Below are 25,072 nucleotides of genomic sequence, written 5' to 3' on the forward strand. Positions count from 1 at the left end.
AGCCAAACGGCCTCGACGGCGAGGAATTAGGAACGGCGGAAATTTGGTTCAAGAGCCCTATTCAAAAAAATTGGCTGAGGATCCGCAGGCCCGTCCATCCTTTCGTCACCGAAAGAGTGCCGAGATGTCACGGTCCCCCTCAAAGATGTTTGCCACCTTCAGGAACTCACCCTGAGACGATAGAAAATCACCTCTTTGCGGCCGTACTCTCTGCCGATTGGAACGCCGCATAAATCGCGCCGAGGCGGATAAGAAATCTAAGCATGGAATCTCTCCGTCGACAGGATCAACAGGCCGGCATCAAGATAGTTCCAAGGTTTGCGAGCTGGGACTATTTTGCCGCCTCGCCCATTGTCCAACCACGGGCGTCGAGCTTTGGCATCGCGCGGCCATCACCCTTCCTGTCTGTGATCGCCTTCGTCGTTCAATCCAGGTATCAGATGCGCTTCACCGGACAACCATTTGTCCTTGTTCAGCAAGCCAGCGTCTTCGAGCGCGTCGATGTCAGGCAGATCACGCAGCGTGTTGAACCCGAAATGGGTCAGGAATGTCTTTGTCGTTACACAAGTGTGGGGTGCCCCGGGGGTAGGGCTGCGCGGACCCGATGCGATGAAGCCCGCACCGCGCAGATGGCCGATCAGGTCGCGGCTTATCTCGCGGCCGAAGAACGACGATAATTCACCGCGGGTCACCGGCTGGTGTGGAACGCATAAAGTGCGCCCGAACGGCTTAGGCCGGAAAGACCTTTCCAACGAAATGGCGCGCCTGCATGGCAAGTGAAGCGGAGTTCGTGCACCGCGAAAACATCAAGCACTTCGAAAAGAGGCTGGAAACCGAGACGGACCCGGCAGCCCGGAGTGTGCTTTTGAGGTTGCCGGATGAGGAACGGACGAAGCTCTCGCAGATTGAGACTCGGACGCGTCAGCCCCATAAGTCCCATCAAATCCAGCGCTAGACGCAACGGCTCAGGCCCTGGGGGAATGGTCTGTCAAATATCTAATCGCTCCATATGCGCGAACCATCTACGCGGCGAGGAAGACTTGCGGCACGCGTCACTGCAGGATTTCAGAGAGCTAATGCAGCCCGAGCCTGAATAGCTCAAGGCTGCTGCGTTTTGGTTCCCGACGTTAACCGACCTTGCGAAACTGCGTGCGCGGTCGCCCGCCTTCAAGCAGTTCGGCTTCGGTGTTACGTCCCGACTCGAACAGATTTACGAGCCTTGTGGCGATATCCTCCGCCTCGGGAGACCTTGGCTGGCATTGATCCTCGGCACGGAGGACGTCGAAAACTCGCTTTTGCAAGTCGAGGTCAGAGGGATAGAACCCCGCCGCCTGTAGGAGTGACCTGTGCATCTCTGTGCCTCCAGAAGGGCGAGAGTGCGGTCTACGCTCCCAAGCAACGGAGCCCATACAATGGCCGCTGACCTTCGTACTATGGGCCGCAATTGCGGGCGTGGCATTGTCATTTGACATAGCGTTGCAAAAAAAGGCGATGGCTGAGCATCGAGCGCTCTGTCCGTTTCCGACTAGGAACCAGGCTCGTTCGGGGGCGTTCGCCACCTGAAGGGATTCATTCCACCATGGTTGATGAAAACAAAAGCGCTCTCGATGTATCGGTCGGCATACTCAGCCGTCTAATGACGGAAACCGGCATCACCGAAGCGCAAGCCCGTGAACTCATTGCACTACTCGGGCTGAATTGGTCATCGCTGTTGCGAGAGGCGCGGCTCCTGAAGCGGTGACTGCCCTAGTATCGTAGACCCACACCTCGACAAGCCGAACCTAATATCGCCAAGCAGCTTGTTTCATGCATGAGAACACGCGGTGTCAATTTTCTCGATCAAGGGATCGCCAACAACATCCCTGAGACGACAACGGCAGACGTCATCTCCGTCGACGAACTCACGCATAAGCTGATCGCCGCCGCAAAGGCGCACGGCATCAAGCGAGACGAGATCGACGAGGATGTCGACAGCCTCTATCGCACCATCCCCGACGCGATTGTGCACTACGACCCTGGCCTGCCTGAATAGCCTTGCGACTGCGGTTGTGCCGAGGAATACATTCCTCCGTTGCGGCGATCCCTCTCACGGAGATTGCCATGCCTCAGAAGACCCTCGCCGATACCCTTGCCGCCCGCGAAAGCATCCACATCAACTGCGGGCACCCGGTGTGCTGCAGATCAACCAAGCTCGATATCCAGGCGCTGATAGACCGCCTCGGGCCTGACCACGGTTCGATGCACCAGGATCTTGTCGGGCTGTTCGGCTGCTCCAGTTGCAAATTAGCCGACCGTGAGCGGCGTCCGGTGTTTTTCACATGCATTCCTGACTACGAAGGCCAGCAGCGGGAGCGCAACCGCGACTGGAAGCCGGCGTTCGATCGAGGATAGCGATTGACGGGAACATTAGCCGTCTCTGAAAGTTTGTGCCTGGCAGCTGGCGGTGCCTCCATTGCCTGCTGAAGATCGGGGGCAACCCTGATCGGCCCGCGCTCTCCGCCAGAGGCGCGGGCTTTCGAACCAAAGAGGAAGAGATGCCTGAAACGCCGGCTACAACCTACGTCGTGAGGGTGTTCGAGAAACCGCATTGGCGGACTGTGCTCACGACCAACGACAAGACCAAGGCGCTGGCTTTGGCGAAAGAGATTGGTGACAAGGTACGGGTCGACACAATTACGCCGAAGCCGGAGGAGCGCTAGAGGGCTCGGCGCAGTCGGCGACATAGCCGGTGATAGATCGGCGAGCTTTGAAGGTCACGGGCTGCGTGGGTGAACAGCAGCACGAAAAACAAAACCACAACTGCAGACACAAACCCGGTAACGAGAGCCATACAAGGGAACGACGCCGCCGTCGGGAAGTTCCGCGCTGAACGAGCGCCTTCTTCCGACGCCGGGTTGAGGCGACCATGGAGTATATGATCAGCATGCTTGACGCGATGGATGGTGACCCCGATCTTGAACCTGACCTGTCGAAGAACAACACGACCGAGAGGCTGTACCGCTGAGGGCGTCACGGCCCTTCCTCTTGGCCGAAGTCCAACGGCGATACCGAAAAACTCACCGTTGATTGGCAACAGAGACCGGCGGACGACCCGCCGGTTTTCATTTGGTTCGATCGCTGCTTGGCAGGACATGAGACCTCGGCGCCAAGCGTGCTCCCCGAAGGGAGCGCTTGAACGATTTGAGCGAATAAGGGCAGTGGGCACGGCCCTTGGCCTGCAGGCGGCTGGCGCCAAGACGCGGGAGAAGTCGGCGGCGTAGAACACTGCGACCAATGTGCGACCAATGAATGGAGATAAGGGCAAGGTTGGGGAGATTATGATCGCATCATCGCCGAGGAGAACAACAATTCGTGGGTAGCCAGATCGTGGGGCCGATGCTGGCGGCTGCCTTGGCCTATTTCGAGGCCCAGCCATGAATATCACCAGACGTTCCGCGCTTAGTCGCAGGAAACCCTTGGAAATCAACGGAAGCAGTTTGCAACATAGCGCGAGGGCGATTTGGCACCACGGTCCGCCGATCAATGCATTGACTTTATTGGTCAATTTTGTGGTACCGTTGGCTGGGATCGAACCAGCGACCTCCGGATCCACAATCCGGCGCTCTAACCATCTGAGCTACAACGGCACGTTTGCCTGAGCGGGAGCGAAACAGAAACTCGTCCCGACCTGTCGTTCGGCGATGCGTCCTTACGGGCTTCTGGATTCTAATTCAAGGCTTTTGGAAAGCAAAGGTCACTTCCCCACATCGGCGCGGCATTTGCCTGGCAAAAAGAGGGCACAAGACAAGAACTGGGCACCAGACAAAGAAAAAGGCCGGCGGGAGGAGGTGCCGGCCTTTTCCTGTTACGAGCCAGCGGGAGGAGGTGCTGGCTGGTCACCCCGGGGAGCAGAGGGAGGAGGTTCCACCCGCCGGGTATTCCTTGATGGCTACCATCATACGCCTGATCGTTTTTAAGAAAATGCGACCTTTTGTTGCATCTTCGGATCATGCGTAAATGTTAGGCAACCTTGATTTCCTTCATCGCCTTCTCGAAGGCGGTCTTGATCGGCTTGGAGACGTCCTCGGCTGCCTTGGAGGCGACGGCCTGGAAGTCCTTGGCCTGCTCGACGGTCGCTTCGACGCGCTTGCGCAGGAAGGCGGTCTGCAGCTCGACGACTTCCGACAGCGACTTGGCGCCGATCAGGGCTTCGAGATGGGAGAAGCCGGCCTCGGCATTGGCGCGCAAAGCGGAGATGGTCTTGAGCGACAGGTCGCTGGAAACGGTCTTGGCGGTCTCGAAGGTCGACTCCAGAGCCTTCTGGGTCTCCTCGGCACCGGTCTTCAGCTTGGCATAGGCTTCCTTCGACTGCTCAACGCCCTTTTCAGCGAAAGCGCGCATCTGGTCGGTGGCCTTGGAAGCGTCGAAGCTCGGGAATTCAACGTTTTCGATCGTCTCGGCGGTTTTGGTCCTGGACATTTTCCATCCTTTTCAGCGGCGGCGGCTTTGACAGAAGGCCGTCTCGTTCATGTATGATGGCAATATAAAGGCAAATTTTGTGCATTGCAATATCTTTGTTGCAGTGCACCATAAATTTCTTTTGGGCCGTTAACCAAGAGCCCAGATTCCAGCCTTTGCACGTTCTGGCTTGTGGACCTTCGCGCCTCCGGCTTTTATTAACAAAGCGTTAACTGCAAATTCGCCGCTCCGTGAGGGTTCGCCAAGCGCATGCCGTCCGAATATTCCTTCCTCGACGTCGCCGTACTCGACGCGGTCCGCCAGCGCTTTGCCGCTGGCGACGCGATCGCGATCCTGTCGGCGGATCTGGAGCAGGTGATCTGGGCCAATGGACCAGGCGCCGCGGTGTTCGGCTATCCCGACATCGAGGCGATCATCGGCGCCTCGGCGCAGTTGCCCTTGATCGCTAGGCGCCAGATCATGGCGACCAGCGGATTTCCCGAGATCGGCAGCGACCGCGCCATCATGGTCCGGCTGGCGACCGGCATGACCAGCCGCGCCGTCGGCTTCCTGGCCAATGCGGTGACCATGCCGGATGCCGAAAAAGCCATCATGCTGGCCGTGCCGGCGGCGCAGACGGGTTCGCGCAGTGCCGGCGAAATCGCCGCTCGCGCCATCAGCGGCTTCACCGAGGATGGCCATTTCATCGCCTTTGTCGACGCCGGCGGCACTATCGAGGCGGCCTCGGAAGGATTTTCGGCACTGGGCATCTTGCCGGAGACGCTGGCCGCGCTCGTCGCCGACGTCGCGGCCGAGAGCGACCGCATCGTCAAGCGCCTCGTCCCCGGCCGCATGGTCTCCTATCCGGCAGGGCTGGCAAGATTGACCGAGGAGCGGCATCTGCTGGTGGTGATCGACGAGGACCAGCTCGACGATAAAGCCGCTGCCGACGACAGCGTCGTGGAACCACAGCAGCCAGCCCCAACCGAGACCGCAGCTCCGGAAAGCACGATCGCCCAGCCGGAACCGGATCAGGACAACAGACCGGCAGTCGACAGCGAACACGCGACTGCCGCAGTGGACGAATCGAGCGTTGCACAAGCCACCGAGACCAAATCGGTGCCTGCCGAGCCTGGGAATGTCTATCCAGACGAGCGACCCGCGGAGACTGCGGACAACGACCCAGGGAGTGCCGGCGGCACGCCGGCGCAGCATGATCACTGGTACTTCAATGCCGGTGAGGATGATGCACAACGAACCGACCGGCCAGCCGCAACCGAGCCCGTTGAGCCTCCCAGCACCGCCGCGGAGGTCGCAGCGGAAAATCCGATGCAGGACGACACGAAGACCGCCGCGCCTCTCGAACGCCCGGTGGCGCGGTCGATCGACCGCACGGCGGCGCCGGTACGCTTCGTCTGGCGCACCGATGCCGAGGGCAGGTTCAGTGCGCTGTCGCAGGAATTCGCCGACATCGTCGGCAAGCCGGCGGCCGACGTGATCGGCCGCCGCTTCAGGGATGTCGCGGCCACCTTCGGGCTCGACCCCTCCGGCGAGATATCCGGCCTCCTGGAACGGCGCGATACCTGGTCCGGGCGCTCCGTGCTGTGGCCGGTCGTCGGCACCGACTTGAAGATACCTGTCGACCTAGCGGCCCTGCCTGTCTATGGCCGCAGCCGCGCCTTCGAGGGTTTCCGTGGCTTCGGCGTCGCCCGCCCCAGCGATGCGGTCGTCGATCCGGAAGCGATCGGCATGGCGCTGGTGCCCAATGGCAAGGCGCCGGTGCCGCAAGCCGTCGAACCCGAGCCCGAGCAGCCGAAGGCCGAGCAGCCTCAGGCATTGGATCCATTCAAAGGTGAGGTGCCGGCGCTGACCATCGTGCCGAAACCGGAGCGGCGCTTTGCCGACAAGGTGATCCGGCTGGCCGAGCATCGCCAGCCAGCCAACGACAAGGGCCTGTCGACGCTGGAACGCAGCGCGTTTCGCGAGATCGGCGAACGACTGAAGAAGGACAGCGCCCCGGTCGAGCCGGCAGAGACCCAGAAGCCCAGCCTCGAAAGCTTCGGGGAGGCTACGATCGAGACGTCTGCCGAACCTTTGGCGGAAACAGCGGAGGCCGAGGCTCCGGTCGAGGCGGCTGGCGACCTTACGCATGCCGGCGATATCCCCGCGGCAGAGCCCGAGGACGAACCGGTCGAGCCATCCGAGACCGATGCCGAAGACGAGCAGGATCTGGCGCGGCTTGACGGCGGTCGCCCGGACAAAGCGGTTCATGAGGGACCCACTGGACCGAATGTGACGGGCTCGTTGCTCGACTATGCCGGCCATGATGACGAAAGCGGTCCGGTCGCGGACAACAATGACGCGGCCTCTGTTTCCGAGCCGGTGACGGCGGAAACAGAAATCACCATGCCCGTCACGGCTGGCGAAGGGCCGGCTGGCGCTGATGCGACACATGACGCCGTCGATGACGACAGCATGACCTCAGCGGATTTTCGCGATGCCGAGGATAGTGAAGATTGGGCGCAGCCCGACGCGGAAGGCGCGGCGCCTGACGAGGAGGCGGCTGCATCCGTCGAAGAAACCACCAGCGCAAGCGACGCCGTCGCGGCACGCGTGGAGCGCCCTCGCCTGCAGGTGCCGCCGCTCAAGACAGAAGGCTTCGTGCCGTCGGCGTTTTCCGCCGGAGATGAACACAAGGCTCCGGACACCTTGCTGCTCGGCAGGCTGCCGGTGCCCCTGCTCATCCATTCCGGTGACCAGTTGCACTATGCGAACGAGGAATTCCTCAATCTGACCGGCTATGAGGCGCTCGATGACCTGACGGACGCCGGCGGCCTCGGCGCGCTGTTTGCCGACCCCTATGCCGACGACGGCGCTACCGACGGCACCGATCATGCGCTGCGGTTGAAGACGCGTGACGGACAGGAATTCCCGATCGAGGCCATCTTGCGCTCGGTTCCCTGGCGCGACGGCAAGGCTCTGATGCTGGTCGTGCGCCGCTCCGGCGAGGACGACGCACCGGCGGCCCTACATTCGGTTGGCGACGAACAGACGCAGCCCGACATTCCCGAGTTGAAGGCCCGCATCGCCGAGATGCGCACCATCATCGACACCGCCACCGACGGCGTCGTGCTGATCGGGCGTGACGGCACCATCCGCTCGATCAGCCGCCCGGCCGAAGCGCTGTTCGGCTTCGACAGCGACGACGTGACCGGTAAGCCGTTCGCCTCTCTGTTCGCGATCGAAAGCCAGCGCGCGGCGCGCGACTATCTCAACGGACTGTCCGAGCCCGGCGTGGCGAGCGTCATGAATGACGGCCGCGAGGTGATCGGGCGCGAGGCGCAGGGGCGCTTCATTCCGCTGTTCATGACCATCGGCCGACTGCCCAACGACAGCGGCTTCTGTGCAGTCGTGCGCGACATCACGCAGTGGAAGCGGGCCGAGGAGGATTTGACGCAAGCGCGTGCGGTGGCCGAGCGCGCGTCTTCGCAGAAGACCGATTTCCTCGCGCGCATCAGCCATGAGATCCGCACGCCCCTCAACGCCATCATCGGCTTTTCCGAACTAATGATCGACGAGAAGTTCGGACCTGTCGCCAATGACCGCTACCGCGACTATCTGCGCGACATCAACCGCTCGGGCAATCATGTGCTCGACCTGGTCAACGACCTGCTCGACATCTCGAAGATCGAAGCCGGCCAGCAGGAGATGGCCTACGAGGCGGTTTCGCTCAACGACACGCTGGCCGAGACAGTGGCGATGATGCAGCCACAGGCCAACCGCGAACGCGTCATCATCCGTTCCAGCTTCGCATCGCGGCTGCCGGAAGTGGTGGCCGACCTGCGCAGCGTGCGCCAGATCGCGCTCAACATCCTGTCGAATGCCATCCGTTACACCCAGGCCGGCGGCCAGGTGATCGTCTCGACCGCCTATGAGACGTCGGGCGACGTTGTCATGCGGGTGCGCGACACCGGCATCGGCATGAGCCAGGCCGAAATCGAGCAGGCGCTGAAGCCGTTCAAGCAGATCAACGCGCTGAAGCGTGGGCGTGGCGACGGCACGGGCCTTGGACTGCCACTGACTAAGGCGATGGTGGAAGCCAACCGCGCCCGGTTCACCATCAACTCGACACCGGGGGAAGGCACCCTGGTCGAAGTCGCGTTTCCGTCGACCCGTGTGCTCGCGGAATAGGCCAGCCCTTTCCACAGCTCAGCCTCTTTTGTTTGGCGCAATTCCGAACGGAAAACCGCTATGCACTTTTCCTGGAATTGCTCCGGTAAAAGAAAAGGCGCCCAAAGGACGCCTTAAGAGATGGGATTGCTGTCACAACGGGGGCTTGAGCGAATTCGGATCCTCCGGGGGCTGAGGAACGGGATTTCTCCCTCAAGTTGTATGCGACTATCGACGCCGGACCTTAACAACTCCTTACCGGGCAGCCAAAAAATTTACGAATGTGTACCACTCGTGAAATCTAGGTAAATTCTACCGACATATTTGGTTAACCATGCCCGAGAGTCTTTTTCATGGATGTCGTTGTCTCAAAACCGGAGCCACATTTGAGCGACATGAAGTAGCAGCTACTCGGCCAATTGCGGCAGGTTCTTGAACAGCTCCAGCGCCTCTGGATTGGCGAGCGCCTCCTTGTTCTTGATGGCGCGGCCGTGCACGACGTCGCGCACCGCAAGCTCGGTGATCTTGCCCGACTTGGTGCGCGGGATGTCGGTGACGGCGACGATCCTGGCCGGCACGTGGCGCGGGCTTGCGCCGCCGCGGATCTTGGCGCGAATGCGTTTTTCGAGTTCCTCGTCGAGTTGCACGCCGGCGGCCAGCCGCACGAACAGCACGACGCGCACGTCATTGTCGAAGTCCTGGCCGATGCACAGCGCTTCCAGGATCTCCGGCATCTGTTCGACCTGGTTGTAGATCTCCGCCGTGCCGATGCGCACGCCGCCTGGGTTGAGCGTGGCGTCGGAGCGGCCATGGATGATCAGGCCGCCATGCGCGGTCCATTCGGCGAAATCGCCGTGACACCAGACATTGTCGAAGCGCTCGAAATAGGCCGCCCGGTACTTCTTGCCCTCGGGGTCGTTCCAGAAGCCGATCGGCATCGCCGGAAAGGCCTTGGTGCAGACCAGTTCGCCCTTCTCCTGTCGGATCGGCCTGCCGTCGTCGTCCCAGACATCGACTGCAAGGCCGAGGCCGGGTCCCTGGATCTCGCCGGTCCAGACCGGCTGCGTGGGCACGCCGAGCACGAAGCAGGAGACGATGTCGGTGCCGCCGGAAACCGAGGCCAGATGCACATCCTTCTTGATGCCGTCATAGACGAAGCGGAAATCCTCCGGCGACAGCGGTGACCCGGTGGAAGAAATCGCACGCACGCTCGACAGATCATGCGTGCGGATCGGCTTGAGACCGGCCTTGCGCACGGAATCGATGAATTTGGCCGAGGTGCCGAAAAAGGTCATCTTCTCGGCATCGGCGAAGTCGAACAGCACATTGCCGTCGGGGTAGAAGGGCGAGCCGTCATAGAGCAGCAGCGTCGCACCCGAAGCGAGCCCCGACACCAGCCAGTTCCACATCATCCAGCCGCAGGTGGTGAAGTAGAAGAAGCGGTCACCGTCGGTGAGACCGGCATGCAGCCGGTGTTCCTTGACGTGCTGGATCAACGTGCCGCCGGCCGAATGGACGATGCATTTGGGAATGCCGGTCGTTCCCGACGAGAACAGGATGTAGAGCGGATGCAAAAACGGCAGCGGCTCGAAGGCAACGGGCTTGCCGGCGAAGGGCGACAGCGCTTCTTCCAGCGCCACCGCCTTGTCGACGGTAGCAGCGACATCGCTCGATGTGCCGAGATAGTCGACGACCAGGATCTTGCGGACAGTGCCGAGCTTGGCCGCGACCGCGGCGATCTTGTCGGCGACCTCGATCGCCTTGCCGTTGTACCAGTAGCCATCCGGCGCGATGAAGACGACGGGCTCGATCTGACCGAAACGGTCGAGCACGCCCTGCTCGCCGAAATCGGGAGAGCAGGACGACCAGACGGCGCCGATCGAGGCGGCGGCCAGCATGGCGGCAATCGTCTCCGGCATGTTGGGCATCATCGCCGCAATGCGGTCGCCCTTTTTCACCTTGAGCGACAGGAAAAGCTGCTGCAAACGCGAGGTCAGCGCATGCAACTCGCTCCACGACAGCCGGCGTTCGACCTTGTCCTCGCCACGAAACACGATGGCCTCACTGGCGCCGGTCTTCCTCAGCAGATTCTCGGCGAAATTCAGCGTGGCATTAGGGAAGAAGGAGGCACCGGGCATCTTGTCGCCGTCGACCAGCACGGACTCGCTCCCATTGGTCCCCTTGTCGCCGACGATACCGCAGAAATCCCAGACCAGGCCCCAGAACCCTTCTCGATCCTCTACCGACCAGCCGTGAAGCTGTGAATACGAAGAAAACGTTACGCCGGCTTTCACAGCGGCGGCCTTGGTGAAAGCGGTCAAGGGTGCTGCATCAATCTGGTCTTGTGTCGGGGTCCAGAGCGGTACTTCGGCAGCCATGATGGTTCCTCCACGGTCGCCATCGCTTATGCATATCGCAGCGCAGCAGAGCAAGATTTTGTTCGGTCAATGCGACCAGATGTGCGCAAATGCCATCGCCGAGCCATAAAGACTTGAAATGCCTCAGCCCTAAGTCGTAGTGACGACTGGACGTCGTGGTGACGACTGGGGTTACACCCGTCGGGCGATTTGTCGGAATGGAAGCATACGGGGCGATATGCCATCATCTTTGATCCGGCGCGGGGTATGGACGATCGGCGCTGCCGGTATCGTCATCGCGCTGGTGGTTGCCGCCCTGCCGCTGATCGCCTCCACCCGTATCGTGCGCGACCGCATCGCCTGGGAAATGAGTGCGTGGAGCGGCTTCCGGGTCGCCATCGAAGGTTCGCCGCGCATCGAGGTCTGGCCGACATTCCGGGCCATCCTGACCGATGTGACGCTTTCACAATGGACCGACACCGAGGCGCCACCGGTCGTCGAGGCAGAACGGGTCGAGGTCGACCTTTCCGCCATGGCGGCGCTGCGCGGCGACGTGGTGTTTTCGACGGCGCGGCTGGTGCGGCCGACGATCCGGGTTCAGCGCACGCCAGCCGGCCTCTTCCTGCCCGCCGTCCCGACCGGCGGGCGCATCACGCGCTCCATCGATGCGGCGCGCGGCGTGGTCAATGCCGACCCCGCCAAGCCGGACCTCGATAAGCTGCCGGCCGACACCTTCGGCACGGTGGAGTTCCGCGACGGCCGCATGGTGGCCTCCATCGCCGGCAAGGACGTCGAAATCCTGAGCAGTTTGACCGGCCAGGCGAATTGGGCGGCGATGAACAGCAATGCGACGCTGTCGGCCACAGGGATCTGGCGCGGTGAAAGCGTTGCGCTGGACGTCGCCTCGGCGAAACCGCTTGTGCTGTTTGCCGGCGGTACGGCGCCGCTCACGCTGTCCTTCAAGGCGGCACCCGCCACCTTCTCGTTCGACGGCACGGCCAGCATGTCCGAAAACACCTATTTCGACGGCCAGGCGAAATTCTCGGCACCCTCGCTGCGGCGTGTCCTGGAATGGTCGCAGGCCGGCATCGCTCCGGGCGCTGCCATCGGCTCGGTCGGCATTTCGAGCAAGATCACGGCGACGGGCGGGCGCGTCAAGTTCGACAACACGGCCATTGCCCTGGACAACAATCCGGGAATGGGTGCGCTGGACCTCTCGCTCGGCGAGGCACAGCCGGTGATCTCCGGCACGCTCGCCTTCGACACGCTCGATCTCAGATCGTTCCTCTCCGCCTTCACGCCGCTGGCGCCGACCGGAGGGGCGGGACCCGGCGAAATCGACACAAGTTTCGCCGACAAGATCAACCTTGATCTCAGGTTGTCGGCAGCGCACGCCACGGCGGGGCCTATCCAACTCGCCGATGTCGCCGCCACCGCACAGGTCAAGGATGGTCTTTCCGCCTTCGATATTTCCGATGCCTCGGCCTTCGGCGGCAACATCCAGACCAGCCTTCGTTTCGACCGCAAGCCGGAAGGTACGCAGGTCGAAATCCGGCTGCTGGCGTCCGACATCGACGGCGGTGCTTTCGGCACGGCGGCAGGCATGACCCGGCTGGTGCCGGTCGGCACGGGGACCGTCTCGGTGATCCTCAAGGGACCGGGCAGAACCTGGGACTCCATCTTTGACAATGCCGACGGCTCGGTTTCGGCGACCTTCGGGCCAGGTGCGTTGAGCAAGCTCAACCTGCCGGCCTTCCTCAAACATACCGAGCAAGGCGGCTTCTTCGCGCTTGACGACGTCTCCGACGGAACGTTGCCGATCGACGGCGCCGAGATCAAGGCCAGCATTTCGAAGGGCGTGGCACGGATCGACAAGGCCGAGGCCAATTCGGCGAAGTACAAGATCTGGCTGTCGGGCATCGCCTCCTACGCCGGACGAGGACTGGCATTGTCCGGTGGTGTCATTCAGGCGGACCAGGCGGCAACACAGACCAATGGTCAGCAAGGCCCCAACCAGTCCTCGTTCTTCGTCGGCGGGACATGGAGCACGCCGTTCATTTCCCCGATCAGCCGCGGCGTTTCGGGGGAATAGGCCCGCCGCGCTTTCAATCTTCAGCCGCGCTGTGCGGCCTGCTCGTCGAGCTGGCGCTGCACCTCACGGCGCTTGTTGGCAAGCGAGGCGATGATGACGCCAATCGCCACAACGGCGATCAGGATGGTGCAGGCGGCGTTGATCTCCGGCGTCACGCCGAGGCGAACCTGGCTGTAGATCTTCATCGGCAGCGTCGTGGCGCCCGGCCCGGAGGTGAAGCTGGCGATGACCAGATCGTCGAGCGACAGAGTGAAGGCCAGCATCCAGCCGGACACGATGGCCGGCATGATGACCGGCAGCGTGATCTGGAAAAAGGTCTTCACCGGCGTTGCGCCCAGATCCATCGCGGCTTCCTCGAGCGAGCGGTCGAAGGTGATGAGGCGCGACTGCACGACGACGGCGACGAAGCACATGGTCAGCGTGATGTGGGCGAGGGTCACGGTGAGGAAGCCGCGGTCGAGGCCGACCGCGACGAAGAGCAGCAGCAGCGACAGGCCGGTGATGACTTCCGGCATGACCAGCGGTGCAAAGACCATGCCTGAAAACAGCACCCTGCCCCTGAAGCGCGTGTAGCGGGTCAAGGTGAGCGCAGCCAGAGTGCCCAGCACCGTCGCAACGGTGGCCGAGATCAGGCCAACACGCGCCGTCACCCAGGTCGCGTCCATGAGGCCCTGGTTGTGGAACAGCGAGACGTACCATTTGGTCGAGAAACCGCCCCAGACCGTGACCAGTTTCGACTCGTTGAAGGAGAAGACGATGAGCAGCACGATCGGCAAATAGAGAAAGGCAAAGCCAAGCACGATCGAGGTGATGTTGAAGCGACTCCAGGTGGTGTTCATGCGGTCACCTGTCCATTTCTTGAGCGCGCGCCTGAGCCCGCTGGAAGAGCATGATCGGCACGATCAGCAGCAACAGCAGGATGACGGCCACGGCCGACGATACAGGCCAGTCGCGATTGGCGAAGAACTCGTTCCACAGCGTCTTGCCGATCATCAGCGTCTGCGACCCGCCAAGCAGATCGGGAATGACGAATTCGCCGACGGCCGGAATGAACACCAGCAGACAGCCGGCGATGACACCGGGCAGCGACAGCGGGAAGGTGATCTTCCAGAAAGCGCCGGTTGGCGGACAGCCGAGATCCTTGGCTGCCTCGATCAGCGAATAATCCATCTTCTCAAGAGCGGAATACAGCGGCAGCACCATGAACGGCAGGTAGGAATAAACGATACCGATGAAGATCGCCGTGTAGGTGTTGAGGATGATCAGCGGCTGGTGAATGACCCCAGTGGCGAGCAGCAGCTGATTGAGCAGCCCTTCGGGCTTGAGAATGCCGATCCAGGCGTAGACGCGGATCAGGAACGAGGTCCAGAATGGCAGGATCACCAGCATCAGCAAGGTTGGGCGGATCGTCGCCGGCGCGCGCGCCATGCCGTAGGCGATCGGATAGCCGACGAGCAATGTCAGGACCGTCGAGATCGCGGCGATGATGACGCTGGTCACATAGGCGTTGAAGTAGAGCGCGTCCTGCGTCAGCCAGGTGTAGTTGTCGAGACTGAGTTGCTTCAGCTGAGCAATGAACCCGGAAATGCCGCCGCTGAAATCGAGTGCCGGCGTATAGGGCGGAATGGCGATCGCCGTTTGCGACAGTGAAATCTTGAAGACGATGACGAACGGAATGAGGAAGAAGAACAGCAGCCAGACATAGGGGACGATGATGACCAGGCGGCCAAAGAAGGCCGCGCCCAGCCTGGCGAGGGCGGATCCGCCGGCATTGGTAGCCGGGGCTGATGCGGTGGTGACGGCGGCGCTCGACATGGTCGCCCCCTACCGCGTCAGCACGACGCCGGCGTCGGGCCGGAAGGAAACCCAGGCGCGGTCGTTCCAGCTCAACGGATCCTCGGTGATGCGGGCCGCGTTCATGGTGCTCGCACGCACCACCTGGCCGTCGTCCAGCCTGACATGATAGACGGTCATGTCGCCGAGATAGGCGATGTCGTAGACCTCGCCCTCTATCGCGTTGACCGCCTCGGCCGGCTTCTTCGACGACACCTTGATCTTTTCCGGCCTGATGGCGAAGGTGACGGCCGTCCCAGCGCCGGCGGTGCCGGCATTGTCGGTGCGGATGGTGATGCCATTGCCGGCATCGATGCTGGCGCTGCCGGCCTCGCCACGCGCGATCTTGCCTTCGAACATGTTCACATTGCCGACGAAGCCGGCGACGAAGCGCGACCCCGGCGCCTCGTAGACTTCGGCCGGCGTTGCCACCTGCATCACCTCGCCCTTGTCGATGATGGCGATGCGATCGGCCATCGTCATCGCCTCTTCCTGGTCATGGGTGACGACGACGAAGGTCAGGCCGAGGTTCTGCTGCAGGTCCATCAGTTCGAACTGCGTTTCCTCGCGCAGTTTCTTGTCGAGAGCGCCAAGCGGCTCGTCGAGCAGCAGCACCTTCGGCCGCTTGGCGACCGAGCGGGCGAGTGCGACGCGCTGGCGCTGGCCACCTGACAGCTGATGCGGCTTGCGCTTGGCGAACTGCTCGAGCTTGACCAGCTTCAGCATCTCGGCAACGCGCGACGCGATCTCGGGCTTCGGCATGCCGTCCTGCTTGAGGCCGAAGGCGATGTTGTTCTCGACCGTCATGTGCGGGAACAGCGCATAGGACTGGAACATCATGTTGACCGGCCGCCGGTAGGGCGGGATGCCGCGCAGATCCTGGCCATCGAGCAGGATGCGGCCTGATGTCGGCTCCTCGAAACCGGCGAGCATCCTGAGCAGCGTCGATTTTCCGCAACCGGAGGCGCCGAGCAGAGCGAAGAACTCGCGCTCGAAGATGGTCAGCGACAGATTGTTGACGGCGGTGAAGTCACCGAACTTCTTGGTGACGTTGTCGAACTGGATATATGGCTTGGCGTTCGGGTCGTTCCACGGCGCAAAATCCCTGCGGATGCTGCCAAGCGATTTCATGTCCCACTCCGTCCTGACTCTTGCTTCTTGCCCCAGAAAAGAATGGTCCCGGCAGGTGGCTGCCGGGACCATGTCGATTGCTTATTGGCCAGTGACGATCTTGGTCCAGGTGCGCGTAATGATGCGCTGGGTCTTGGGATCGTACGGCTGGACAGTATAGAGCTTCTGCAAGGTCGCCACGTCCGGATAGATCGCCGGATCGTCCAGGATCGCCTTGTCGACGAACTGCTGCGACGCCTTGTTGCCGTTGGCGTAGAGCACAAAGTTCGACGATTTGGCGATCACTTCAGGCTTCATCATGTAGTTGATAAATTCATGCGCCTCGGTGACATGCTGCGCATCGGCCGGTATCGCCATCTGGTCGAACCATATCTGCGCCCCTTCCTTCGGCACTGCGTAGCCGATTTCGACGCCCTGCTTGGCTTCTTGCGCGCGGTTGCGTGCCTGAAAGACGTCACCCGAGAAGCCGACCGCCAGGCAAATGTCGCCGTTTGCCAGAGCATTGATATATTCGGAGGAGTGGAACTTGCGGATGGAGGGCCGGATCTTAAGCATAACCTCCTCGGCTTTGGCGATATCGTCGGCCGAAGTGCTGTTCGGGTCGAGGCCGAGATATTTCAACGCTGCCGGGATCATGTCGGCCGGCGAATCCAGCACATACACGCCACAGTCCTTCAATTTGGCCAGACTTTCCGGGTTGAAGAACACGTCCCAACTGTCGATCTTGTCGGTGCCGAGCGCTGCCTGCACTTTCTTGATGTTGTAGCCGATGCCGACCGTGCCCCACATGTAGTTGGTCGAATATTCGTTGCCGGGGTCGTATTTGCTGGTTCGCTCCGAAATGACGTCCCACATGTTGGAAAGGTTCGGCAGCTTCGACTTGTCTAGCTTCTGGAACACCCCGGCCTGGATCTGGCGCGCGAGGAAATTGCCGCTGGGCACGACGACGTCGTAGCCGCTGCCGCCGGCAAGCAGCTTGGTTTCAAGGATTTCGTTGGAATCGAAGGTGTCGTAGACGACCTTGATGCCGGTTTCCTTGGTGAAATCATCGATGATCGAACTGTCGATGTAGTCCGACCAGTTGAAGACGTTGACGACGCGGTCTTCGGCGTGACCGCCGACGGTAAAAAGCGTCAGAAATGCCGAGGTTGCCGAAAGCCAGAGCGCTTTGCGGATCATGCTATTCTCCTTTGGTGAGTGTTCCATTGCCGGCTCGTCGCGGACCCCGCGCGACCGGGCATTTGTTTCAGACTATTGAGCTTTCCAAGGGCCGACAAGCGCGAACTGGCGACACCATGCAGGCGGTTCAATGAGCGGCAAGAGATGGCTCTGTGTCCCTGCGGCGGCCTGGGAGGCGTGCCGATACCGTCAGAGGCTTTCGCCGTGGCGGGGGCAGAGATACGACGATATGGTCCGGTCTCGATCTGACCGGCTGGGAGACTTGGCAAGATACGCCTGTCTTGTTGTTGCCGTGGTCTCAGCCTGCCCGCGCGGCTACGAAGTTGTCAATGGCAAAGCTGCACACCGCTTCAATTAGGCGACGGCACGCCGGTGACCCCTGCACGCTCGGGCCGTGTCTGGCGCTTGAACTCAAGACCGATATGGACGAGCAGCGCCGTCACCACCACCGCGCCACCGATGATGGTGCGCGCCGACGGCACCTCGGAATGGATGAGCCAGACCCATATCGGGCCGAGGATCGGCTCGAACGTGCCGAGCAACGCCGCGATGGCCGCCGGGATCAGCCGTGCGCCAGTGGCGAAGAACGCGAGACCAATGCCGAGATTGACCACGCCGAAAGCAAAGAGAAAGCCCATGTCACTGACCGATACAGTGAATGTCGATGCCTGTGAGGCGGCAAAGCCGGCCGCAAGCATGGTGCCGAGACAGGTTGCCGGCGTCATGCGTACGCTGGAAAACCGCCGGGTGATGACGGTCGCGATCGAGAACATGACCGCGATCAACAGCGCCAACCCGTCGCCTATGGGCGAGACGGCGCCATCAAGCGATTCCGACACCATGATGGCGACGCCGGCGATGACGGCGGCAATCGCCACCCAGGTCGTGATACCAACCCTTTCGTGGAACAACGCCCAGGCAAACAGCGCCGCCAGCAACGGCACGCCGGCCTGCATCAACAGGATGTTGGCGACGGTGGTGTAGGCAAGCGCCACAACGAAGGCGGTCGACGCGGTGGCGAAGCAGATCCCGACGGCAAGGCCGGGCAGACCCATGTCACGGAACATTTTCAGCATGCCGCGCCAGCCGTCGCGCCAGACCATGAAGCAGACCAGGAAGGCGGCTGCCCAGATGGAGCGCCAGAAAATAACCGTCCAGCTGTCGCCGGTGGTGATGAAGCGGGCGATGGTGCCGCCGAAACTCCACATCAGCGCCGACAGGAACACCAGCAGGAAGCCGATGCGCTCCTCCCGTTGCGGGACGCTCGATGAAACAAGGATCGGCGATGGTGCGGTGTCGGTCATGGGCGCGACTGTCGGGCTTTTGTGGACGGGACGATGCGCAAGGGACGACGAAAAGATGCTCTGTTCGCGTAACGCAAAGACGCAGGCCGGGGGTGAGCCAGCGACCGGCGACAATTGTGGCACCTTGCCTCGGCGCTACTGGAAGTCGAAGGCGCTCAGGCCCGTCACCATCTCGTCGAGGCCGAGCGGACGCGTCACCGGCGGTTCGGCGCGCGCCAGGCAGCCGACGCGTTCGCAAAGCCGGCAGGCAGGCCCGATAGGCGTCGCCGCTACACTGCCAGCCTTTGCGGTGATTGCCGCACCGGGCAACGCTGCGCCATAGACGATCTCGTCACGAAAGCCGATGTCGCAACCGAGCAGCAGCGCGGTGCGGCGCGGGCGTTCCGAGAACGCGCCTTGCGGCCCTTCCAGCGTGCGGGCGATGCACAGGAACTCGGCGCCGTTGGGCATTTCCACTGCCTCGACGAAGATCTGGCCGGGCTGGGTGAAGGCCACATGCACGGGCAGTTTGGGACAGCCGCCGCCGAAGCGGCTTTGCGGAAAGCCCTGGCTGCCGGCCTTGCGGAAGCGGTTGCCGGCGCTGTCGACCTCCAGCATGAAGAACGGCACGCCTGAGGCACCCTGCCGCTGCAGCATGGTCAGCCGGTTCGCCGCCTGTTCGAAAGAGACCCCGAAGCGCGAACGCAGGACGTCGACGTCATAGCGGGCGCGCACGGCTGCCGCATGAAAGGCCTGATAGGGCATCATCAGCGCATGCGCCGCGTAGCGGCCAAGTTCGAAGCGGGCCAGGCGGCGTGCCTCGTCGGTGGTGAGTTTGAGCGCCTGGATCTCGCCGGCGACCGCGACTGTCATGCGGATCAGACAGGCCTCCATCGCGACTTCGCGCAACTGGTCGAACGGCGACAGGCGTTCGGACAGGAACAGGCGCTGCGAGTGGCGATCGTAACGGCGGCGCCAGTTCGGCATGGTGGCGACCGGCAGCACCTTGACCACGATGCCATATTCGCGCCTCAGCCAGGCCTTCAGCGCGCCGAACAGATCGTCGCCGGGATCGAGGACCGAGGTGAACGCCGCGGCCTCCTCCTCGAGGGCTGCGAAATGGTTCGGCCGGCGCTCGAAAATCTCGTGCACCTCGTCGATCGGCAGGCGGGCGCCGGAAAGCGCCGTCGCGCGACCTTCGCGCGCCAAAAGCGCGTTGAGATCGGACAGGCGCTCGGCCTGCTCGCGATAGGCGCGGAACAGTTTTATCACCGCCGCGGACGCGTTGGGCGCTGCCTCGGCAATCTCGATCAGCTCCTGATCGCCCGGCAGCTCGCCGACCAGCAGAGGATCAGTGAACACCTCCTTCAAGGCGGCGACAGACCCCCTTGCCTCGCCCTGCAACTCGTGTGGGTCGACCTTGTAGACGGACGCCAGTTTCAGGATCAGCTGCACCGTCAGCGGCCGCTGGTTGCGCTCGATCAAGTTGAGATAGGACGGCGAAATGCCGAGGCCCTCGGCCATCGCCATCTGAGTCAGGCCCTTGGCGTTGCGGATGCGGCGGATGCGCGGCCCGGCGAATATTTTCTGGTCAGCCATCGACTGTCCTTGACAGGAATTTACACAAGTTTCGCGGCAACCTCGCTGCGCTGCCCTTTACAATCATGACAAATTTACAATGCGAGTCTGTCAAAGGCAACACAGATTTTCCCTTATATTTCGCCAACTTCCTTGATTTTTCTGGCTCATTTTGCGCCGCAATGTAAATTCAGTCATATCCCGGCGCACAGATGATCAACGCCCGGACACGGTGCAGCAATCTTTCGGAGTGACCCATGACCGATTTTTACAACCTCGTCCCATCGGCGCCTGAAGGTCGCTTTGACGGTATCGAACGGCCCTATTCCGCGGCGGATGTTAAGCGGCTGCGCGGTTCGGTGCAGATTCGCCAGAGCCTCGCCGAAATGGGCGCCAACCGGCTGTGGAAGCTCATCCACGAGGAGGACTTCGTCAACGCGCTCGGCGCCATGTCTGGCAACCAGGCGATGCAGCAGGTGCGCGCCGGATTGAAGGCGATCTATCTGTCGGGCTGGCAGGTTGCCGCCGACGCCAACACGGCTGGCGCGATGTATCCGGACCAGTCGCTCTATCCGGCCAATGCGGCGCCCGAACTGGTCAAGCGCATCAACCGCACGCTGCAGCGCGCCGACCAGATCGAGACGTCCGAAGGCAACGGGCTTTCGGTCGAGACCTGGTTCGCGCCGATCGTCGCCGACGCGGAAGCCGGCTTCGGCGGACCGCTCAACGCATTCGAGATCATGAAGGCCTTCATCGAGGCGGGTGCCGCCGGCGTCCATTATGAGGATCAGCTGGCGTCGGAGAAGAAGTGCGGCCATCTCGGCGGCAAGGTGCTGATCCCGACCGCGGCGCACATCCGCAACCTCAACGCCGCGCGCCTGGCAGCGGACGTGATGGGCACGCCGACCCTGGTCGTCGCGCGCACCGATGCGGAAGCCGCCAAGCTGCTCACCTCCGACATTGACGAACGCGACCAGCCTTTCGTCGACTATAGCGCCGGGCGTACGGTGGAAGGTTTCTACAACGTCAGGAACGGCATCGAGCCCTGCATCGCCCGCGCCATCGCCTATGCGCCTTACGCGGATCTGATCTGGTGCGAGACCTCGAAGCCCGACCTGGCACAGGCCAAGAAATTCGCCGAGGGCGTGCGCAAGCATCACCCCGACAAGCTGCTCGCCTACAATTGCTCGCCATCGTTCAATTGGAAGAAGAACCTCGACGACGCGACGATCGCCAGGTTCCAGAAGGAGCTCGGCGCCATGGGCTACAAGTTCCAGTTCATCACACTCGCCGGCTTCCACCAGCTCAACTATGGCATGTTCGAACTGGCGCGCGGCTACAAGGCACGGCAGATGGCGGCCTATTCCGAGTTGCAGGAGGCGGAATTCGCTGCCGAGGCCGATGGCTACACCGCGACCAAGCACCAGCGCGAGGTCGGCACCGGCTATTTCGACGCCGTGTCGATGGCGATCACCGGCGGCCAGTCGTCGACCACTGCAATGCATGAATCGACCGAGCACGCACAGTTCAAACCAGCCGCAGAATAGCGGATCACAGAAATACAGAGGAAACGCCCAACGGGGCTTGGAACACAAGGAGAAGACCAATGGCATCGATAAGCCGCGTCAAGGAACGCGCCGAGGAACAGTCCACGACGATGAGCGTCGACCAGCAAGCGACGATCCGCATGCTGGCCAACGACCTGCACCGCCTGAACCAGTCGGTGATGAAGGCGGTCGAGGCGGGCGTCTCGGTTGAGCTCGTGCGCTCGGCACGCCACCACGGCGGCGACGGCAACTGGGGCGATCTGCTGATCCCGGTGATCGTCACACAGCAGAGCCACGGCTGATCGAAATCCTTGCAACCTACCCTTCACCTGCGCAGTCTCTGCGCAGGTGAATTTTCTTTTTACGAAATGCACGAATGGACAGTTCAGTACAGTAGCGTTGCTTGGAATGCACTGCCCCCGGAGATGATTTCGGGTCGTTTTATTTCACCTTGACATGGGCTTCGATCTCACGCCAATTGCGCTCCAGATTCAACTCTGCATTGAAATAGGGGCGAGCTTCTTGGCCGACTTGTGTGCCCAGTGAATCGCGAAGGCGAGACTCCAAGACATCCAAATCTGGTGACCCGCGACTCAAGCACCGAGACGATCCATGATCCGTCGCAGGTGCTTGTCGTTGGCAGATCGCCAATCAATCGCGTGGTGATCTCAAAGATCGTCGAGCGATCCGGGCTCAAGCCGATTTCGGAATCTCCCGACACGGCGGCAAGGATCTTGCGGTCCCTCATTCCCGGCGCGGTTGTCCTTGACGGCGGCGCAGACAACAAGGACTGCGACAGTCTGATGTCCAGCATCGCCGCGTTGCGGCGGGTCTCGGGCAAATCGCAGCCACCGGTAATCCTGCTTTCAACCAAGAATGGCACGACGGAAAGCCTGGGCCTGTCTGATATCATCGATGTCGTGGTCGCCAAGCCGATAACGCCCGAACGGTTGCAACCGGTGATCGATCGCCTGATCGGCCGCTAGAGCAATTGCAGGAAAAGTGTGTAACGGTTTTTCCGTCCGGAATTGCGCAAAATAGGTAAGGCCCGGCGATCAGCCCGGATTGATGATGCTTTCAACCAGTCCGGGCAGTTGTCCGAGATCGGATATCTGGCAAAACCTCGATTCGGCCACCGGCGCCTCGACATGCTCCAGCACCCAGGTCAGTTCATGCGGCACATGGACACCCCAACCGCCGGCCTCGATGGCCGGCACCACGTCCGACTTCAGCGAGTTGCCGACCATCATGCTTTTCGCAGGACCATCGCCGTGGCGGTTGAAGAGTCTGTTATAGGTGGCGGCATTCTTGTCGCTGACGATCTCGACCGCATCGAACAAATCGCCCAGGCCTGACCCAGCCAGCTTGCGCTCCTGGTCGAAGAGGTCGCCCTTGGTGATCAGCACAAGGCGGAATGCGCCGGCAAGCTTCTCGACAGTCTCGCGCGCATGCGGCAGGGGCTCGATCGGATGGCTCAGCATCTCGCGGCCGGCATCGAGAACCTCCGATATGACCGAGGCCGGCACGCGGCCTTTAGTGACCTCGATCGCCGTTTCGATCATCGACAGGGTAAATCCCTTGATGCCGAAGCCATAGATGGCGAGGTTGCGCCTTTCGGCTTCCAGCAATCGTGCGGAGATGTGCTCCGCTTCGCCATGATCGGCAAGCATGGCGGCAAAGCGCTTCTCCGTCAGGCGGAAGAACTGCTCGTTCTGCCACAGCGTGTCGTCGGCATCGAAGCCGATCGTCGTCAGTTTACCGTTGTGCCGCATTGAACGTCTCGATTGGCATTGGGAATGGGGAAACTAAGCAGATTGGCGTGATTTTCAACCGCGTCAGCCAATGCCCGACGCGGCTCCCCTTCCCTTCCATAGGGGGGCACGGCTATACTCCACAATCCGCAACCCAATCTGGTGAATGATGCCGCCTGCAAAAAAGGAAGTCCGTCCGTCGAGCCGCGGAGGACGTGCCCGCACGCCTGCCTTCGTGAAAAACCAACGGGGCGTCAAGAACTGGAAGGAAGTCAGCGCCTGGCTGGAATGGCGCGGCATCGAGGACATCGAGTGCATCACGCCCGATCAGGCAGGCGTCGCGCGTGGCAAGATGATGCCATCGAAGAAATTCACCTCCAACACCTCGCTGGCACTGCCGTCGGCAGTCTTCATGACGACGATTTCCGGCGGCTACCCCGAGGATGGCAACGGCTTCCATTACCCGGAAGACGACGGCGACCTCAAACTGATGCCGGACCTGTCGACGCTGACGGTGGTGCCCTGGGAAGAAGACCCGACGGCCGCGGTCATTTGCGATCTAGTCCACCAGGACGGGCGCTCGGTCGAATTCACGCCGCGCAATGTGCTGAAGCGTGTGGTGGCTGCCTATGACAAGCTCGGCCTGAAGCCGGTGGTGGCGCCCGAGATCGAGTTCTATCTGGTGCGCAAGAATCCCGATCCGGACTATCCGCTGACACCGCCGGTCGGCCGTTCGGGGCGCGCGATCGGCGGCGGCGCCGGCTATTCGATCGCCGGCGTCAACGAATTCGACGAGCTGATCGACGACATCTACCATTTCTCCGAAAGCCAGGGCCTGGAGATCGATACGCTGATCCACGAGGAAGGCGCCGGCCAGTTGGAGATCAATCTGCGCCACGGCGACCCGATCGAACTGGCCGACCAGGTGTTCATGTTCAAGCGCACCATTCGCGAGGCGGCGCTGAAGCACGAGATCTATGCCACCTTCATGGCCAAGCCGATCCAGGGGCAGCCTGGCTCCGCCATGCATATCCATCAGTCGATCATCGACAAGAAGACCGGACAGAACATCTTTTCGGCCGCCGACGGCTCGGAAACCGACGATTTTTTCCACTTCATCGGCGGCATGCAGAAGCATGTGCCGAACGCGCTGGTGATGTTCGCGCCCTATGTCAATTCCTACCGCCGGCTGACACAGGCGGCGTCGGCGCCGGTCAACAACAAATGGGGCTATGACAACCGCACCACGGCGTTTCGCGTGCCACGCTCGGATCCGGCGGCTCGGCGCGTCGAAAATCGCATCCCGTCCTCCGATGCCAACCCCTATCTGGCGCTGGCGGCATCGCTTGCCTGCGGGCTGATCGGCATCACCAACAAGATCAAGGCCGAACCTCCCGTCCTGACCACAGCCAACGCCGACGAGATCGACCTGCCGCGCGGCCTGCTCGAAGCCGTCGACCTGTTCGAGGGCGACGAGGAACTCTGCGCGCATCTGGGCAAGTCCTTCGCCGCGACCTATGCGGCGATCAAGCGCGCGGAATTCGAGACCTTCATGGAAGTGATTAGTCCGTGGGAGCGGGAGTATCTGCTGCTCAATGTTTAGGGCAATAGCGAATAGAAAATAGCGAATAGCAAATAGCAAATAGCAAATAGCAAATAGCAAATAGCAAATAGCAAATAGCAATGATGAGACAGGCGACACAGTCTCGATCAA

Annotated in this window: 19 protein-coding genes, 1 tRNA gene and 1 pseudogene; 10 read left to right on the top strand and 11 right to left on the bottom strand. The window is 61.7% G+C overall.

Annotation, left to right across the window (positions count from 1 at the left end; all coding sequences use genetic code 11):
* Window positions 1–392 precede the first annotated feature (392 nt).
* Window positions 393–713: pseudogene (locus ASD12_RS07025) on the bottom strand (SMC-Scp complex subunit ScpB); the annotation flags it as partial.
* Between the two features lie 866 nt (window positions 714–1,579).
* Between ASD12_RS07025 and ASD12_RS34800 the strand changes: the two are divergent.
* From ASD12_RS34800 to ASD12_RS34805, 4 genes are all read left to right on the top strand, one after another.
* Window positions 1,580–1,741, top strand: a complete 162-nt coding sequence (locus ASD12_RS34800; RefSeq protein ID WP_164482340.1) for a hypothetical protein — start codon at window positions 1,580–1,582, stop codon at window positions 1,739–1,741.
* Window positions 1,742–1,810: 69 nt separating this feature from the next.
* Window positions 1,811–2,032 (top strand): DUF768 domain-containing protein, encoded by a 222-nt coding sequence (locus tag ASD12_RS07040; protein WP_056583287.1) that lies wholly within the window; start codon window positions 1,811–1,813, stop codon window positions 2,030–2,032.
* Window positions 2,033–2,100: 68 nt separating this feature from the next.
* Entirely contained in the window at window positions 2,101–2,391 is a 291-nt protein-coding gene (locus ASD12_RS07045; RefSeq protein WP_056583289.1) for a hypothetical protein, read from the top strand.
* Between the two features lie 143 nt (window positions 2,392–2,534).
* A complete protein-coding gene (locus ASD12_RS34805) occupies window positions 2,535–2,699 on the top strand; it encodes a hypothetical protein (RefSeq protein ID WP_164482342.1) in 165 nt (54 codons plus the stop codon).
* Between the two features lie 850 nt (window positions 2,700–3,549).
* Here the strand turns inward: ASD12_RS34805 and ASD12_RS07050 are convergent.
* A tRNA-His gene (locus tag ASD12_RS07050) sits at window positions 3,550–3,626 on the bottom strand.
* A 373-nt stretch (window positions 3,627–3,999) separates the two neighbouring features.
* Window positions 4,000–4,458: a phasin gene (locus ASD12_RS07055; protein ID WP_056583292.1), complete on the bottom strand. Its 459-nt coding sequence runs from the start codon at window positions 4,456–4,458 to the stop codon at window positions 4,000–4,002.
* Window positions 4,459–4,707: 249 nt separating this feature from the next.
* On the opposite strand from ASD12_RS07055, the gene ASD12_RS07060 reads away from it, so the two are divergent.
* Complete coding sequence (locus ASD12_RS07060) at window positions 4,708–8,628, top strand: PAS domain S-box protein (RefSeq protein WP_056583294.1); 3,921 nt, start codon at window positions 4,708–4,710, stop codon at window positions 8,626–8,628.
* Window positions 8,629–9,014: 386 nt separating this feature from the next.
* Here the strand turns inward: ASD12_RS07060 and ASD12_RS07065 are convergent, their stop codons facing one another.
* Window positions 9,015–10,985: an acetoacetate--CoA ligase gene (locus tag ASD12_RS07065; RefSeq protein WP_056583296.1), complete on the bottom strand. Its 1,971-nt coding sequence runs from the start codon at window positions 10,983–10,985 to the stop codon at window positions 9,015–9,017.
* A 217-nt stretch (window positions 10,986–11,202) separates the two neighbouring features.
* On the opposite strand from ASD12_RS07065, the gene ASD12_RS07070 reads away from it, so the two are divergent.
* The gene (locus tag ASD12_RS07070; protein WP_056583298.1) at window positions 11,203–13,056 is read left to right on the top strand and encodes an AsmA family protein; all 1,854 of its coding nucleotides are present in this window, start codon (window positions 11,203–11,205) and stop codon (window positions 13,054–13,056) included.
* A gap of 20 nt (window positions 13,057–13,076) precedes the next feature.
* Here ASD12_RS07070 and ASD12_RS07075 read toward each other — a convergent pair whose 3' ends face one another.
* The 6 genes from ASD12_RS07075 to ASD12_RS07100 all read right to left on the bottom strand — a co-directional run bounded on the left by ASD12_RS07075 (window position 13,077) and on the right by ASD12_RS07100 (window position 20,081).
* Window positions 13,077–13,895, bottom strand: coding sequence for an ABC transporter permease subunit (locus ASD12_RS07075; RefSeq protein WP_056583301.1), 819 nt, complete (start codon window positions 13,893–13,895; stop codon window positions 13,077–13,079).
* Window positions 13,896–13,899: 4 nt separating this feature from the next.
* Entirely contained in the window at window positions 13,900–14,871 is a 972-nt protein-coding gene (locus ASD12_RS07080; protein WP_056583303.1) for an ABC transporter permease subunit, read from the bottom strand.
* A 9-nt stretch (window positions 14,872–14,880) separates the two neighbouring features.
* Entirely contained in the window at window positions 14,881–16,020 is a 1,140-nt protein-coding gene (locus ASD12_RS07085; RefSeq protein WP_056583305.1) for an ABC transporter ATP-binding protein, read from the bottom strand.
* Window positions 16,021–16,101: 81 nt separating this feature from the next.
* Window positions 16,102–17,199, bottom strand: coding sequence for a polyamine ABC transporter substrate-binding protein (locus ASD12_RS07090; protein ID WP_056583307.1), 1,098 nt, complete (start codon window positions 17,197–17,199; stop codon window positions 16,102–16,104).
* Window positions 17,200–17,549: 350 nt separating this feature from the next.
* A complete protein-coding gene (locus ASD12_RS07095) occupies window positions 17,550–18,503 on the bottom strand; it encodes a DMT family transporter (RefSeq protein ID WP_056583310.1) in 954 nt (317 codons plus the stop codon).
* A 135-nt stretch (window positions 18,504–18,638) separates the two neighbouring features.
* Window positions 18,639–20,081: a helix-turn-helix domain-containing protein gene (locus ASD12_RS07100; RefSeq protein ID WP_056583311.1), complete on the bottom strand. Its 1,443-nt coding sequence runs from the start codon at window positions 20,079–20,081 to the stop codon at window positions 18,639–18,641.
* A 236-nt stretch (window positions 20,082–20,317) separates the two neighbouring features.
* On the opposite strand from ASD12_RS07100, the gene aceA reads away from it, so the two are divergent.
* The 3 genes from aceA (at window position 20,318) to ASD12_RS07115 (ending at window position 22,593) form a co-directional block, all read left to right on the top strand.
* A complete protein-coding gene (gene aceA, locus ASD12_RS07105; protein ID WP_056583312.1) occupies window positions 20,318–21,607 on the top strand; it encodes an isocitrate lyase in 1,290 nt (429 codons plus the stop codon).
* Window positions 21,608–21,666: 59 nt separating this feature from the next.
* Window positions 21,667–21,909 carry a hypothetical protein gene (locus ASD12_RS07110; RefSeq protein WP_006202762.1) on the top strand — a complete coding sequence of 81 codons (243 nt, stop codon included), beginning with the start codon at window positions 21,667–21,669 and terminating at the stop codon, window positions 21,907–21,909.
* 276 nt (window positions 21,910–22,185) lie between these two features.
* Window positions 22,186–22,593, top strand: a complete 408-nt coding sequence (locus ASD12_RS07115) for a response regulator (protein WP_244482774.1) — start codon at window positions 22,186–22,188, stop codon at window positions 22,591–22,593.
* Between the two features lie 69 nt (window positions 22,594–22,662).
* Here the strand turns inward: ASD12_RS07115 and ASD12_RS07120 are convergent, their stop codons facing one another.
* The gene (locus ASD12_RS07120; protein ID WP_056583316.1) at window positions 22,663–23,379 is read right to left on the bottom strand and encodes an HAD family hydrolase; all 717 of its coding nucleotides are present in this window, start codon (window positions 23,377–23,379) and stop codon (window positions 22,663–22,665) included.
* A gap of 145 nt (window positions 23,380–23,524) precedes the next feature.
* Between ASD12_RS07120 and ASD12_RS07125 the strand changes: the two genes are divergently transcribed.
* A complete protein-coding gene (locus ASD12_RS07125) occupies window positions 23,525–24,961 on the top strand; it encodes a glutamine synthetase family protein (protein WP_027035719.1) in 1,437 nt (478 codons plus the stop codon).
* The last annotated feature ends 111 nt before the right edge of the window (window positions 24,962–25,072 follow it).

Origin of the sequence: Mesorhizobium sp. Root102, from assembly GCF_001425625.1 — a bacterium.
In the GTDB taxonomy this organism is placed as follows: domain Bacteria; phylum Pseudomonadota; class Alphaproteobacteria; order Rhizobiales; family Rhizobiaceae; genus Mesorhizobium.

Excerpts from the sequence above, each read along its gene's own strand:
- ASD12_RS34800 (WP_164482340.1), top strand. The coding sequence starts at position 1,580 with ATGGTTGATGAAAACAAAAGCGCTCTCGATGTATCGGTCGGCATACTC.
- ASD12_RS07040 (WP_056583287.1), top strand. The coding sequence starts at position 1,811 with ATGAGAACACGCGGTGTCAATTTTCTCGATCAAGGGATCGCCAACAAC.
- ASD12_RS07045 (WP_056583289.1), top strand. The coding sequence starts at position 2,101 with ATGCCTCAGAAGACCCTCGCCGATACCCTTGCCGCCCGCGAAAGCATC.
- ASD12_RS34805 (WP_164482342.1), top strand. The coding sequence starts at position 2,535 with ATGCCTGAAACGCCGGCTACAACCTACGTCGTGAGGGTGTTCGAGAAA.
- ASD12_RS07055 (WP_056583292.1), bottom strand. The coding sequence starts at position 4,458 with ATGTCCAGGACCAAAACCGCCGAGACGATCGAAAACGTTGAATTCCCG.
- ASD12_RS07060 (WP_056583294.1), top strand. The coding sequence starts at position 4,708 with ATGCCGTCCGAATATTCCTTCCTCGACGTCGCCGTACTCGACGCGGTC.
- ASD12_RS07065 (WP_056583296.1), bottom strand. The coding sequence starts at position 10,985 with ATGGCTGCCGAAGTACCGCTCTGGACCCCGACACAAGACCAGATTGAT.
- ASD12_RS07070 (WP_056583298.1), top strand. The coding sequence starts at position 11,203 with ATGCCATCATCTTTGATCCGGCGCGGGGTATGGACGATCGGCGCTGCC.
- ASD12_RS07075 (WP_056583301.1), bottom strand. The coding sequence starts at position 13,895 with ATGAACACCACCTGGAGTCGCTTCAACATCACCTCGATCGTGCTTGGC.
- ASD12_RS07080 (WP_056583303.1), bottom strand. The coding sequence starts at position 14,871 with ATGTCGAGCGCCGCCGTCACCACCGCATCAGCCCCGGCTACCAATGCC.
- ASD12_RS07085 (WP_056583305.1), bottom strand. The coding sequence starts at position 16,020 with ATGAAATCGCTTGGCAGCATCCGCAGGGATTTTGCGCCGTGGAACGAC.
- ASD12_RS07090 (WP_056583307.1), bottom strand. The coding sequence starts at position 17,199 with ATGATCCGCAAAGCGCTCTGGCTTTCGGCAACCTCGGCATTTCTGACG.
- ASD12_RS07095 (WP_056583310.1), bottom strand. The coding sequence starts at position 18,503 with ATGACCGACACCGCACCATCGCCGATCCTTGTTTCATCGAGCGTCCCG.
- ASD12_RS07100 (WP_056583311.1), bottom strand. The coding sequence starts at position 20,081 with ATGGCTGACCAGAAAATATTCGCCGGGCCGCGCATCCGCCGCATCCGC.
- aceA (WP_056583312.1), top strand. The coding sequence starts at position 20,318 with ATGACCGATTTTTACAACCTCGTCCCATCGGCGCCTGAAGGTCGCTTT.
- ASD12_RS07110 (WP_006202762.1), top strand. The coding sequence starts at position 21,667 with ATGGCATCGATAAGCCGCGTCAAGGAACGCGCCGAGGAACAGTCCACG.
- ASD12_RS07120 (WP_056583316.1), bottom strand. The coding sequence starts at position 23,379 with ATGCGGCACAACGGTAAACTGACGACGATCGGCTTCGATGCCGACGAC.
- ASD12_RS07125 (WP_027035719.1), top strand. The coding sequence starts at position 23,525 with ATGATGCCGCCTGCAAAAAAGGAAGTCCGTCCGTCGAGCCGCGGAGGA.